The organism is Nocardia brasiliensis ATCC 700358 (genome assembly GCF_000250675.2).
Classification (GTDB): Bacteria; Actinomycetota; Actinomycetes; order Mycobacteriales; family Mycobacteriaceae; genus Nocardia; species Nocardia brasiliensis_B.
On sequence record NC_018681.1, the window covers coordinates 6,026,654 to 6,038,824 of the forward strand.

The 12,171-nt window shown below is 68.6% G+C and carries 11 protein-coding genes; 4 read left to right on the forward strand and 7 right to left on the reverse strand.

Going from position 1 to position 12,171, the window contains the following annotated elements; genetic code table 11:
* Nucleotides 1-142 precede the first annotated feature (142 nt).
* Nucleotides 143-460: an ArsR/SmtB family transcription factor gene (locus O3I_RS26545; RefSeq protein WP_041562888.1), complete on the reverse strand. Its 318-nt coding sequence runs from the start codon at nucleotides 458-460 to the stop codon at nucleotides 143-145.
* Nucleotides 461-643: 183 nt separating this feature from the next.
* Here O3I_RS26545 and O3I_RS26550 point away from each other — a divergent pair, with 183 nt between their 5' ends.
* Nucleotides 644-1,342, forward strand: coding sequence for a M23 family metallopeptidase (locus O3I_RS26550; RefSeq protein WP_081594150.1), 699 nt, complete (start codon nucleotides 644-646; stop codon nucleotides 1,340-1,342).
* Nucleotides 1,343-1,541: 199 nt separating this feature from the next.
* The gene (locus O3I_RS26555) at nucleotides 1,542-2,579 is read left to right on the forward strand and encodes a hypothetical protein (RefSeq protein ID WP_014986088.1); all 1,038 of its coding nucleotides are present in this window, start codon (nucleotides 1,542-1,544) and stop codon (nucleotides 2,577-2,579) included.
* Nucleotides 2,580-2,672: 93 nt separating this feature from the next.
* Here O3I_RS26555 and O3I_RS26560 read toward each other — a convergent pair whose 3' ends face one another.
* Nucleotides 2,673-3,008 (reverse strand): hypothetical protein, encoded by a 336-nt coding sequence (locus O3I_RS26560; protein ID WP_081594328.1) that lies wholly within the window; start codon nucleotides 3,006-3,008, stop codon nucleotides 2,673-2,675.
* Between the two features lie 285 nt (nucleotides 3,009-3,293).
* On the opposite strand from O3I_RS26560, the gene O3I_RS26565 reads away from it, so the two are divergent.
* Together O3I_RS26565 and O3I_RS26570 are read left to right on the forward strand one after the other, a co-directional pair.
* Complete coding sequence (locus tag O3I_RS26565) at nucleotides 3,294-3,629, forward strand: RNA polymerase-binding protein RbpA (RefSeq protein WP_014986090.1); 336 nt, start codon at nucleotides 3,294-3,296, stop codon at nucleotides 3,627-3,629.
* Between the two features lie 646 nt (nucleotides 3,630-4,275).
* Entirely contained in the window at nucleotides 4,276-5,466 is a 1,191-nt protein-coding gene (locus O3I_RS26570; protein WP_014986091.1) for an MFS transporter, read from the forward strand.
* A 57-nt stretch (nucleotides 5,467-5,523) separates the two neighbouring features.
* Here O3I_RS26570 and O3I_RS26575 read toward each other — a convergent pair whose 3' ends face one another.
* The 5 genes from O3I_RS26575 to O3I_RS26595 all read right to left on the reverse strand — a co-directional run bounded on the left by O3I_RS26575 (nucleotide 5,524) and on the right by O3I_RS26595 (nucleotide 11,965).
* Nucleotides 5,524-6,078, reverse strand: coding sequence for a flavoprotein (locus O3I_RS26575; protein ID WP_041562889.1), 555 nt, complete (start codon nucleotides 6,076-6,078; stop codon nucleotides 5,524-5,526).
* 113 nt (nucleotides 6,079-6,191) lie between these two features.
* Nucleotides 6,192-7,994 (reverse strand): hypothetical protein, encoded by a 1,803-nt coding sequence (locus tag O3I_RS26580; protein ID WP_141692001.1) that lies wholly within the window; start codon nucleotides 7,992-7,994, stop codon nucleotides 6,192-6,194.
* 54 nt (nucleotides 7,995-8,048) lie between these two features.
* Nucleotides 8,049-9,812 carry a hypothetical protein gene (locus O3I_RS26585; RefSeq protein ID WP_014986094.1) on the reverse strand — a complete coding sequence of 588 codons (1,764 nt, stop codon included), beginning with the start codon at nucleotides 9,810-9,812 and terminating at the stop codon, nucleotides 8,049-8,051.
* A gap of 312 nt (nucleotides 9,813-10,124) precedes the next feature.
* Nucleotides 10,125-10,907: an ABC transporter permease gene (locus O3I_RS26590; protein WP_041564410.1), complete on the reverse strand. Its 783-nt coding sequence runs from the start codon at nucleotides 10,905-10,907 to the stop codon at nucleotides 10,125-10,127.
* A gap of 62 nt (nucleotides 10,908-10,969) precedes the next feature.
* Entirely contained in the window at nucleotides 10,970-11,965 is a 996-nt protein-coding gene (locus tag O3I_RS26595; protein WP_014986096.1) for a daunorubicin resistance protein DrrA family ABC transporter ATP-binding protein, read from the reverse strand.
* Between the last annotated feature and the right edge of the window lie 206 nt (nucleotides 11,966-12,171).

Consider the following 12,171-nt stretch of genomic DNA (forward strand, 5'->3'; position numbering starts at 1 on the left):
GGTGCGCCCGCGTTGCCGCACCACTTCTGTGTTCACCCACCCGGTGTGCCACGCCACAGGGAGTGCGTCTGCACGGAAGGGGTGCGGCGAACCAGAAAGAGTCCGGCGAGTCAAAAGGGTTGCGGCGGAACGGAAGTGGCGTTCAAGAGGTGGTGCGGGCGGTTTGGAGGGCGGCGGAGTAGGCGGCGAGGGCGCTGGGCCAGAACTGGTCGAGGTAGTCGCGGGCGTCGCTGAGGCCGCGGGGGTCGAGGGAGTAGAGGCGGCGGGTGCCCTCGGGGCGCATCAGCACCAGGCGGGCCGCGCGCAGGATACGCAGGTGCTGGGAGACCGCCGAGCTGGTCACGCCGGTGAGTGCGGCAAGTTCGCCGACCGAGCGCGGGGCCTGCGGCAATGCCTCGAAGATGGCCCGCCGAGTCGGGTCGGATAGCGCTTCGAGCGCACGAACTCCATTAGTCGCCACTTAAACAGTGTGATCAACTGGCGACCGCACGGTCAACTCGGCGCATTACGGAATTCCCCAAGGTGGGCGCGCGAGGCGCGCCGCCTCGTTACCCATTCGTGATCAGCGAACTGGGCTTTCACACCCCTGTGACGGTTGCCACAGGATTGCGGAGTCACTGTTCACCTCCCGTACGTTCGTCTCATGCCCGTGACCGTTCCGTTATCTTCACGTCGGGGCGCGACCCGGACCCGGCGCCACCGCGCCGCCACCCGCGCGGTGGCCGTGTCCGCCGTCGTCAGCGCCTCGCTCGGGGTGCTCGCCGCCGCCGACCAAACCGGCGCCGGCCACCTGACCGCCGGCGCCCGCGCCGCCGCCGACACCGAGGTGGCCCCCCAGGCCGCGTTCACCGCGTTCACCCCGCGCGAAGCCCAGATGCCGCAAACCGTCCCGGAGAGCGTCGTCTGGGAGCAGCATCGCCTGGCCGTGGAGGCCGCGCGACCGAAGACCGTTCGCCCCATCGCGGGCATCCTCACCTCCACCTTCGGCATGCGCTGGGGCGCGTTGCACGCGGGCCTCGACCTGGCCGACGCGATCGGCACGCCGATCGCCGCGGTCACCGACGGCGTGGTGATCGAGGCCGGACCGGCCAGCGGCTTCGGCATGTGGGTGCGGGTGCAGCAGGACGACGGCACCATCGGCATCTACGGCCACGTGAACGACGTCCTGGCCACCGTCGGCCAGCAGGTCCGCGCGGGCGACATCATCGCCACCGTCGGCAACCGCGGCTTCTCCACCGGCCCGCACCTGCACTACGAGATCCACACCGCGGACGGCCAGCCGATCGACCCGCTGCCCTGGCTCGCGGGCCGCGGCATCGACATCCTGCGCAACACCCCGTAGTCCCACCCCCTTCGCGAGTCGATGAGGGGCTGGCGAAACCCGGAGCGGTTCGGCCGCGATCGCGTCAACGGTGACGCGATCGCGGCCGAACCGCCTCCGTGCTCAGTACCCCGGTACTAGACGCGACGCCCCGGGTACTAGACGCGAATAGCGCTGCGGCGGGACGTCTTCCACGGGTTCGGCTTCTTACCGTCGGTGCATGGCTACCACAGATCTGGCCGCCGGGCCCGGCGCACCGACGCCGGCGAACCGGCCGCACCCGAGCGCCGCCGGGCTCGTCCGGACCGCTGCCCGCCTGCATCGTCCGCTCATGGTGTCGGTCGCCTTCATGGCCGCCCTCGCCGTCGTCTCCGCGATCGGCATGCTGATCGACGACCGGCAGTTGCTCGGAGAATCGGTGTGGCTCAAGCCGTTCAAGTTCGGCTTCGCCTTCACCCTCTACAGCGCCACCCTTGCGTTCCTGCTGTCGTTGCCGCACAAGGGAAGTCGCGCGACCTGGTGGCTGGGCACGGTGTTCGCGATCACCGGTGTGCTCGACGTGGGTTTCATCGCGGTACAGGGCGCGCGCGGCACGTTCAGTCACTTCAACAACGTCGACACCGACCCGGTCAACCAGATCGGCCAGCAGATCTTCATGTCCGGTGTGCCCGGCCTGTTCCTGGCCAACCTGCTGATCGCACTGATCCTGTGCTGGCAACGCCTGGTCGACCGGCCGACGGCGAGCGCGATCCGGTTCGGACTGCTCTTCGCGGTAGCGGGCATGGCCATGGGATACCTGATGGGCTTCACCGGCAAGCAGTTGGTGCGCGACGCGGACGGCAAGGTCGTCGAATTGATCGCGGGCCATACCGTCATCGATCCGGCGCTGCGCGACCTGTCCCCGCGCGACGCGGCCCCCGGCATGCCGATCACGCATTGGAGCACGATCGGCGGCGACCTGCGCGTCCCGCACTTCGTCGGGCTGCACGGCATCCAGGTGCTGCTGCTCGCGGTGCTCGTGCTGGCCTGGTTGGCACCGCGCTATCGGTGGCTGCGGGCCGAACGCACCCGCGCCGCGGTGATCGGCGTGCTCGGCCTCGGTTACACCGGGCTGCTCGCCATCGTGTTCGCGCAGGCGATGCGCGCCCAGTCGCTGGTCCACCCGGACGCCACCACGCTGCTGGCGTTCGGCGGCGTAGTCGCGGGCACCGGGGCACTCCTCGGCGGAATCTATCTGCGCCGCCGGCACACCGCGTGAGGCGAGCCGCTCAGCGCCCGGTCAGCGCAGCGGTCTGACTCAGCACCGCAGCCCAACCCAGCGCACCCATCCGACCCAGGGCGGCCGTCCCGCTCAGCGCAGCCGTTCGGCGTCGCGGGCCAGTTCGACCAGGGTTTTGCCGAGGGTGGCCAGTTCCTCCTGCGAGGCGCCCTCTTCGATGGCGATCGCGACGTCCTCGGCCGCGCACCGGGCGGCGAACCAGCGATCGGCCAGGTCGGTGGCCTCCTGCGCGCTGAGCACTACGGAATCGTCCGGGATCCCGGTGCCCTTCAGGCTGTTGCGATGCTCGTAGGCCCGCTGACGACACGACTGCCGGCAGTACCGGCGACGACGGCCGGCCTCCGACTCCACGATCTCTCGCCCACACCACAGGCAGGACAGTTGACGAGAGTGACGACGATCAGAGATTGAACACACCCCCTAGCGAGAAGTCAGGCAGGACAGCAAGCGGCGCGACATGACGCAGAACCTTAACGGTTCGGCGGGCACGGACCGGTCAGCGACCCTCACCGAACCCGCCGACCACGGGCGTGGCGCGGCCCCCACACCGGTGCGACTACAATGGAACGGTTCCGCGGCCGCGACGGGAACTATCGGCGCAGGCCCGTACGTTGTACCTGAGGTCGAGCACGAGAACGTTCGTCCGGACCCGGTCGCAGCAACAAGACTCGAGCACACAGGGAGAGGCACACCATGGCAGATCGCGTACTCCGGGGCAGTCGGCTCGGAGCGGTGAGCTACGAGACCGACCGCGACCACGACCTGGCGCCGCGTCGGATCGCCCGGTACCGCACCGACAACGGGGAAGAGTTCGACGTCCCCTTCGCCGACGACGCCGAGATCCCGCCGACCTGGCTCTGCCGCAACGGTCAGGAGGGCATCCTGATCGAAGGCACCACGGTCGAGACCAAGAAGGTCAAGCCGCCGCGCACCCACTGGGACATGCTGCTGGAACGCCGCAGCAAGGAAGAGCTCGAGGAACTCCTCAAGGAGCGTCTCGACCTGCTCAAGACCCGCCGCCGGGTGTAAGCGACACCGCAGAGGCCGTCCGCATCGCACGATGCGGGCGGCTTTTCGCATTCCGGGCCCGGCCTTGCCTATCGAAGGTGTGTCCTATCGGGCACGCCGGCAGACTCCCGGAGTGCAGAACGAACTCGCGCGGTGGGTCCGCGCGGCGCATCGCTCCGATCGCCCGTTCACCTGGCAGGCATACAACGCGGACGGGGAGGCGCTGTCGGTCAAGGCTTTTCCCGCCGAGGATCACGTCTCGTCCACGGGGAGTGCCGCTTTCACCTGTCTTTCCGCACCGGACGATTGGACGCGCTGTTGCGCGCACCCGACGACCACCGGCCACTCGTGCTGGAGGTCGCCCTCGACGGACCGCCGTCGGAGTCCCACCACTCGCTCGAGTTATCTTCCCGCACAAGGTGCTCCGTAGGGGTATTCCGCTACCCGAATCACTATCGCGGCGCGACGGTTCTGTGCCGCCGACCGGGTGCCCGAACGGCTCGCGGTCGCCGAGTCCGTGGGCGACCCAACCCTCCCCCAGTAGGCCGCCTTGTTGCGCGGAAAGGTCCGCTCCGCTGCGAAAGCCGTAGCTCCGCAGGGAAATACCTGAGCCCGTCGGCTGGTTGACACGAAGATCAATGCCGGATCCGGGGGCGGAGGCGAGAGGATGGGTTATCGGCGGCTCGCCACCCGCGAGGTGCTCGCGTGGTCGATCGTGTCACTCGCCGGAAAGCTGCCGATCGCGATGGCGCCGCTGGGCCTGGTGTTTCTCGTCAGGTCGACCCCCGGCGGATATGCGCTCGGCGCAGTGCTGTCCGCCGGGTACGTCCTCGGTGAGGTCATCGGGGCGGCAGTGCAGGGAATGTGGTTGCGTCAGCAACGGATCCGACCGCAGCTGGCCGCGGGTTTCGCCGTCGGCGCCGCCGCGTTCGCCGGTCTGGCATCGAGCGGTTCGGCTCCCGCGCCGCTATTGATCGGGCTGGCCTTCCTCGCAGGGTTCGGTCCGGCCGGATCGCCCGGTGGGATGCGTTCGATGCTGATCGGATTGGTGGCGTCGCCGGACGTGCCCCGCGCGCTCGGCGTCGAAGCGATGCTCACCCAGGTGATCTGGGCCGCCGCGCCGGTGCTGGTGGTGTCGCTGGCCACGGGTCTGTTCCCCGCGGCTCCCCTGACGCTCGCGGCAGTCGGCGCCGCGGCCGCGGCCGTGCTCATCTTCCTGCTGCCCGGACAAGCCGCGGCCACGGCGGAGCAGACCGAAGGTGGTTGGCGCGCAGTACTCTCCGGCTGGCCGATCTACCTGACCAGTGCCGCGGCGATGTCGCTGCTGGCCACGGCCGAGCTGGTGTTGCCCGCGCTGCTGGAGTTCCGGGGCATCGAAGTGCGCTGGGCCGGGCCGATACTCACCGCGTTCGCCGTCACCGGTGCGGTGGGCGCGTTCTGTTACGGCCTGCGCGAATGGCCGGGGACGGTGCGGGCGCAGGCCTTGATCCTGCTCGTCGTCACCGCGGGTTGCGTTGCGCTGGTGGCGATCACGCCGGGGCTCGGGATCGCGGTCGCGCTCGCCGCGGCGGGACTGTTCCAGGCGGCGGTGATCGTCGCCCGCAATCTGGCGCTGCGCGCCCAGCTGCCCGCGCACCTGCACGCCGCGGCCTATTCGGTGATGTACGCGGTAGGCGGCATCGGTTACGGGCTCGCCGCCACCGTGTCCGCGCTGGTTCTCGCGCACACCGCGCCGAGCAGCGCCATCCTCGGCGGTGTCGTGATCACCCTCGCTTTGACCGCGATAAGCGCTCTCGCGGAGCGCTTCTCGGCTTCGTCGGCGCAGCAGCAGTCGGCACCGGTCCGGACCGGTTCGTGAGCAACGAGACATGGTGGCGGCGAAACCCCCTGTGCCGCCGCCACCATGTCTCGTTGCTCACGCGGGACGGGGTCGCCAGGGGTGCTGGAGCAGAGACTGCCAAGCGCCGGCCCACGGGAACCCGGCGGCCGCCTGCGCGCCCGTGGCCGGTTCGTGCGGCGGATCCTCGGCCAGCACCGTCACACCCCATTCCGACAGCTTGCGGATAGCCTCCGCGATGGGCGGAAAGCTGATCAGCGCGCGGTTGGCGAAGGGCACCGCGACCACGGGCAGGCGCAGGCCGACCGCCTCCACCAATAGGCCGAGCGGCAGCGTGTCCGAGATCCCGGCAGACCACTTGGCCAGCGAGTTCGCGGTGATCGGTGCGACGATCAGCCCGTCGGCCGGCGGCAGCGCATCCGGCGCCTCCGGTTCCTTGTACTGACTGCGCACCACGTGCCCGGTCCGCGCCGCGAGCCCGTCGGCGTCGATGAACCGCAACCCGTCCGGCGACGCGATCACGCAGACCTCCCAGCCGTCCACCTGCGCCAGATCCACCAGCGTCCCCACGTCCCGCGCCACCGACGACCCTGTCACTATCGCGTACAGAACCGGGCGCCCCTGTTCATTCATCCCCCCATCGTGTCAGCAATCATCTCCGTGAGTGCGGCGGCACCGCACCGCAGCGGCGCCGCACCTTTCCCGAGCCAGGCGAAAGATGCGGCGCCGCTGCGGTTTTCGGGTCGCTACTGGGTCAGGAAGTTCGCGATCAGGCTGCTTGCCATCTCGGGCATCCCGTTGTTCTGCTTTTCCGCGGCGGTCATCACGTCGTAGTGCCGATAGCCGGGGATGATCTTGGCGTTGGCGGGCAGGATGCCGCCCCACCCCGCGTTCTGCAACGGCGAATCACCCGAGAGCAGCGTCAGATTGCGCCGCCCCGCCGGTGTGCTCTGCCAACGGTCGCCGTGCAGCAGGAAGTTCAAGACGCCGCCGGTCCGGTTCTGCAATTGGCGCAGTTCGCCGTCGCGTCCGAGACCGAGCGCGAAGATCGTGTCGGTGATGATCCGCAGCGGCGTGTACTCCTCGAAGAAGTCCGTGGGCTGCCTGCCCGGATTCATCGCCCGCGCGAACTCCACGATGTCGGTGACCTCGTGATCCCGATCGGTCGGCTGGCCGCGGACCGGATCGATGCCGTCGATGGTGGATTCGGGCACCTGGTCGTAGTTCTTCCAACCGCACAACTGGTTGTGGTCGGCCGGGGTGTAGTTCTGCCCGTACCCGACCCGCAGCGGAATGACGAACAGATTCGGCCCGAGGATCGGCACCGAGGCGAGGCCGTTGGGCACCGGATACGTCTTGCCGACGGTCGGGCAGTCGTAGTACCCGAGTCCCGCCTGCATGACGTACTCCGCCGAGTTCTGATCGAACAGCATCCCCAGCGCCGCCCGGTTGGTGAGCCGGAAGTCCCGCGGCAGGTTGTTGCCGGTGAACAGATCCAGATAGTCCTTGCCGTACATGAGCCGCATCCACGGTTCGGTGCGCAGATCGCCCGGCACCAGACTCTTCAGATCGCTTTCCTCGTCCGGTTTCTGGTCGGCCGCCATGCCCGCGAGGTAGTAGACGTTCATGATCTCGCTGGCCGCGGTGACCGGCCACTGCGCGGTCCCCAGACCGTTCTTCAGCAGCAGGTCCACTCCGTTCTTGACGGCGCCGCCCACCGCGGAGAAGAACGCGTCCAGAGGCGGCGCCCCGGCGAAGCCCACCGGATCAGTCATCGCGAACCCGTCTTCGGGCACGATGCCGCGACCGCACAGGCTGTAGCCCGCGTCCTCGGTGGTGGCCGGATTCTGGTCGAAATCCCACGCCATCATCGGGCCGGTGAGGAAGGCGCCCAAAGAGTGTCCGCCGCAAGCCATCTTGTGTCGATCCGCGGGATCGGGCAGCAGGTACTCGATGACCGCGCGCCAGTCGTCCATGGTCAGCGCCAGTCCGTATTCGCCGAGATAGTTCAGATCCTGCGACGTCTGGTACCGGTAGGTCTTGCCGTCGATCGGCTTGCCGTGGAAGTAGTAGTCGGCCGCGACGTGGTAGTCCCCGGCCTGCTCGGCCGCGACCCACCCGGTGCGGTCCTCGGCGCAGTTGGCCCGGCGATCCAGCGAAATGTATTCCACCGACTTGCCGTTCGCCGCGGCCTTGCGCACCACCTGCGGGCCTTGCGGATTGTTGTTCGCCGCACCGGAGAACGTGCCGGGCTGCACGCTGAGCAGCGCGTCCGCGTCCGACGACTGCTCCGGCCCCTTCTTGGACCGGTAGCGCACGAACGAGATCCAGTCACAGGCCTCCGGGTGGGCCATCGTGGAGTACGGGCTCGGGTAGTGCAGCCGGACATAGGTGGCCTCGACATCGTCGCCGAAGCTGGGATCGGTGAACGGGGTGACCTCCGCGCTGTCGGCGCCCCGCGAAACCGCCGGGGCGGCAACGGAAGACGGCACCGGCAGGCCTACCACGAGCAGTACCGCCGTGACCGCCAACGGAACCCCTACGGACAACGATACTCTGATACGACTGGTGAGCTTCATGACTCCGCTTTCGGTGAACTGTTGTCAGCCAAGGGTTTTGATGAAATCGGCCAGGGTCTGCGCGCTGGCGTCGGCTTTGCCGTCGTTCTGCACCCGCGCCGCGCCGATCGTGTCGACGTGGCTGTATCCGGGCAGAGTGACCACCTGCGCGGTCGGACCCGGCGGCACGACCATGCCGAAGCCCTGCTGCACGAAACCATCACCGGCATAAGCGATGTAGCTCGGCTTGGTGCGGGCCATGTTGTGGTAGCGCAGGTTCGTCATGTCACCGCTGCGGGCGCCGCCGTAGCCCGCCCCGATGTCGATGAAGAGCCGGGCCGGAAGATAGGTCTCCCAGTACGCGTACGGCGAACCCGTGCCGAGTTGCCTTGCGGCGTCCCGGATATCGGAGGCTTCGTGGTTCGGCGAGGTGTAGGGTACCCCGCGCACGTCGTCGTAGTTCCGCCAGGTGTAGAGCGCATTTCGATCGGTGGGCCGGACTCGCGGCTGCGGACCGGCGATCACCCGCAGGAAGCCGCCGAGCAGCGGCACCTGGGTGACCGAGCCTGGCACCGGGAAGGTCTTCTCCGCCACCGGCCCGCCCGCGATCGCGCCCACTCCCTGCTCCCACAGTGCGAAGTTGGCCGAGTTGTTGTCGATCAACTCGCCGAGCAACGCGGTATTGGTGAAGCGGAAGTCCCGGATGGTGCCCGAGCCGTCCGCGCCGTTGGTGGCGAAGGACACCGGCGATCCGGAGTACAGATAGTCGAGCGTGAGGTCGATATCGAGATCGTGCGGCAGATGCGCCATGAGCTGGCTCTCCGCGTCCGGTTCCAGGTACGCGGCGAGACCGGCCAATCGGAGGATCATGAACGTCCGGCCCCCGACGACGGGCACCGAGACGAGCGAACGGGGCAGCACACCGACATTCGCGACCGCCTTCACCACATCGTTGGTCGGGCCGACGATGGCGTTGGTGATGTCATGCAGGAACGGCGTGTTCTGGATGGCGACCGGATCGGAGGTGATCGCCGTGTCCTGCGAGGCGAACGCGGCGCACTGCTGGTAACCGGCGTCATTGGTGGTGGCCGGATTGCCGTCGAAGTCCCAGTCCGCGAAGAACCCTTCGACCAGCCCGCCGAGGGAGATGCCGGTGCACACGTACTTCTGCTGGCGACTCGCCTGCTCCGGGATCTCCGACAGCATCACCTCGTACTGGTCGCGGACGAACCGTTCCATGCCCATCGTGTCGAGCACCGCCAGCTGGGGCGAATCCTTGAAGCCGGGGAACACCTGGCCGTCGAGCGGCTTGTGGTTGAAGTAGTAGTCGACCGCGTCGAGATAGTTGCCCGAGCGCAGCGCGTAGTCGAACCCGAACGACTCATCGAGGCACTGGCTGCGGCGCGCCAGGGCCCAGAACTCGACGTTCTGGCCGTTCGCCCGCGCGGCGACGACGGTGTTCGCGGCGACGCTGTCGGAGTTCACCGCACCGCCGTTCGCACCCGGCTGCTGGATAACCACCTTGTCGGCGTCGGCGGAACGCTCCGGGCTACCGACGGCCCGGTAGCGCAGGTACCCGGTGCGATCGCAGACCGCGGGATGAGCGGCGGTCCCCGCAGGTAACGGCAGAAAATAGCTGACCTGCGACACGATCACGCCGTCGCGGACCGCGAGGACCTCCTCCTGACGATCGGTCGCACTGCTGACTGGGACAGAGTCGTCCGCGGTCGCGACACCGACCGGCACGACCAGGCTCACCGCGGCCGTTACGACTCCCGCGAGCACCGACCAGCGCAAGGCTGCGCGCACCGGGTATCTCCGGCGGATTAAGGCATCCAAAGCCACTGACCGGCTCCTTTCGTTCCATTCGAAGGACGCGACGGGGACAGCCGGGTATCATCGACCGCTTCGTCGACGATGAGCACATCATCCGTGTGAGACAGTCAGCTATTGGCAAACGCCCAGAACATTCCATTCGGCAGTAGTGCAGATGCACGAAGTCCGTCCACTGCCTGCGGATTCGTTCCCGCCGCCACTCCCTGCGACCGGAAACGCCAGAGGCCCCGCCGCCCAGGTGTGCGAACAACCTGGGACGCGGAGCCTCGGTGGATCTCGAACCGCTTAGTGGCTGGCGACCTTGCGATAGCGCAGCAAAGCCAACGGCATGGCCACCGCGAGGATGGCGAGCGAGCAGGCGATGGCGTACCCGACGCAGTGATCGGCGGCCCAACCGGTGGGGGGTGCGAACGACGGCGGCGCGTCGTTGTCGAAGAGCTTGCGTCCCGCGGCGGAGACCGCGGTGATGGGGTTCCACTCGGCGATGGTCCGCAGCGGACCAGGCAGCGTCTCGGCGGAGATGAAGGCCGAGGAGATGAACGAGAGCGGGAACATCCAGATCAGCCCGGCGCTCTGCGCCACCTCCACGGTGGGTGAGATCAGGCCCGTGAGCGCGCCGACCCAGGACATGGCGAAGGCGAAGAGCAGGATGATGCCGAACGCGAGCGCGGCATCGGCGATGCCGCCGTTGATCCGCCAGCCCACCAGATAGCCGCAGCCCACCATGACCGCGACGCTGAGGATATTGACCACCAGGTCGGACAGCGTGCGTCCCATCAGGACGGCCAGCCGGGACATGGGCAGGGTGCGCATCCGGTCGATGATGCCCTTCTGCAGGTCGCCCGCGAGCCCGACGGTGGTGAACGCCGCGTTGAAAGCGACTGTCTGGGTGAAGATTCCGGCGAGCAGGAACTCCCGATACTGACTGCCGCCCAGCGAGGCGCCGAAGATGTAGGCGAACAGGAACACGAACATCAGCGGCTGGATGGTGGCGGTCACCAGCAGGGTCGGCACCCGCAGAATGGTGAGCAGGTTCCGGTAGGCGACGATCGCGCTGTCCCGGAAGATTCGCAGCCGTGGCCCCGAATCGACCTGCGCCGCCTGCACTTTCGGACTTTCCAGGACCGCCGTCACGACAGGATCTCCTCTTGTACGTCATCGGTTTCGGACTTCCGGTCGGCCGCGGGGCGGGCCGATTTGCCGGTGAGAGAAAGGAATACGTCGTCCAGGCTCGGCCGGTGCACGGTGGCGTCCACCACACAGACACCCGCGTCGTCGAGCCTGCGCAGCGCCTCGACCATGGTGCGCGAGCCGTCGCCGACCACGATCGAGGCCTCGTCGGTGCCCGCCTCGTGGCTCGGTTCGCCGATGCCCACCTGGGCGAGCACCGTCAGCGCGGGCTGCACGTCCTGGCCGGGGGCCAGCGTGACGGTGAGCCGGTCGCCGCCGATGGAGGTCTTCAGCTCGTCGGCCGAGCCGCGCGCGATCACCCGCCCGCGATCGATGACGGTGATCCGATCCGCGAGCAGATCGGCCTCCTCCAGGTACTGCGTGGTGAGCAGCACGGTGGTGCCGTCGTCGACGAGTTCGCCGATGACGCGCCACATGTCGAGCCTGCCGCGCGGGTCGAGCCCCGTGGTCGGCTCGTCGAGCACCACCACCGCGGGCTTGGCCACCAGCGCTCCGGCCAGGTCGAGCCGGCGGGCCATACCGCCGGAATAGGTGCCCGCCCTGCGGTCGGCGGCGTGCTCGAGCCCGAACGCGTCCAGCAGGTCGGTGGCCCGCGTGCTGGCCTGACGCGGCGACATCCCGTACAGCCGGGCCACCATGCGCAGGTTCTCGAACCCGGACAGGTTCGCGTCGACCGCGGCGTACTGCCCGGACAACCCGATCCGCCGTCGCGCCGCACCGGGGTTGCGCAGCACGTCGACACCCGCAACCCGGACCTCGCCGGCGTCCGGGCGCAGCAGGGTGGTCACGATGCGCACCGTCGTGGTCTTGCCCGCGCCGTTGGGGCCGAGCAGTCCCATCACGGTGCCGCTCGGTATCTGCAGATCGATGTTGTCGAGCACCCGGATCCGCCCGTAGTGCTTGACCAGGCCGAGTACTTCCACCGCCAAACTCATTGTGCCGCCTCCCCCGTCGTCGAAGTCGATCGACCGGCCACGGCGGACGCGCACCGCTTGCGCCGCGCTGGTCGGGCGACCGCCCGAAACGGCCGGAGCATGGACAGGTCGAGCCCGTCCACCTCGCAGTCCCCGCCCGCGGCCGGTCCCGGCGCGGGCACGACCGGTCGTTCCGGGCGCATCGACTGGCGCGTGGCCGGGTATTG

Excerpts from the sequence above, each read along its gene's own strand:
- O3I_RS26550 (WP_081594150.1), top strand. The coding sequence starts at position 644 with ATGCCCGTGACCGTTCCGTTATCTTCACGTCGGGGCGCGACCCGGACC.
- O3I_RS26555 (WP_014986088.1), top strand. The coding sequence starts at position 1,542 with ATGGCTACCACAGATCTGGCCGCCGGGCCCGGCGCACCGACGCCGGCG.
- O3I_RS26565 (WP_014986090.1), top strand. The coding sequence starts at position 3,294 with ATGGCAGATCGCGTACTCCGGGGCAGTCGGCTCGGAGCGGTGAGCTAC.
- O3I_RS26570 (WP_014986091.1), top strand. The coding sequence starts at position 4,276 with ATGGGTTATCGGCGGCTCGCCACCCGCGAGGTGCTCGCGTGGTCGATC.
- O3I_RS26575 (WP_041562889.1), bottom strand. The coding sequence starts at position 6,078 with ATGAATGAACAGGGGCGCCCGGTTCTGTACGCGATAGTGACAGGGTCG.
- O3I_RS26595 (WP_014986096.1), bottom strand. The coding sequence starts at position 11,965 with ATGAGTTTGGCGGTGGAAGTACTCGGCCTGGTCAAGCACTACGGGCGG.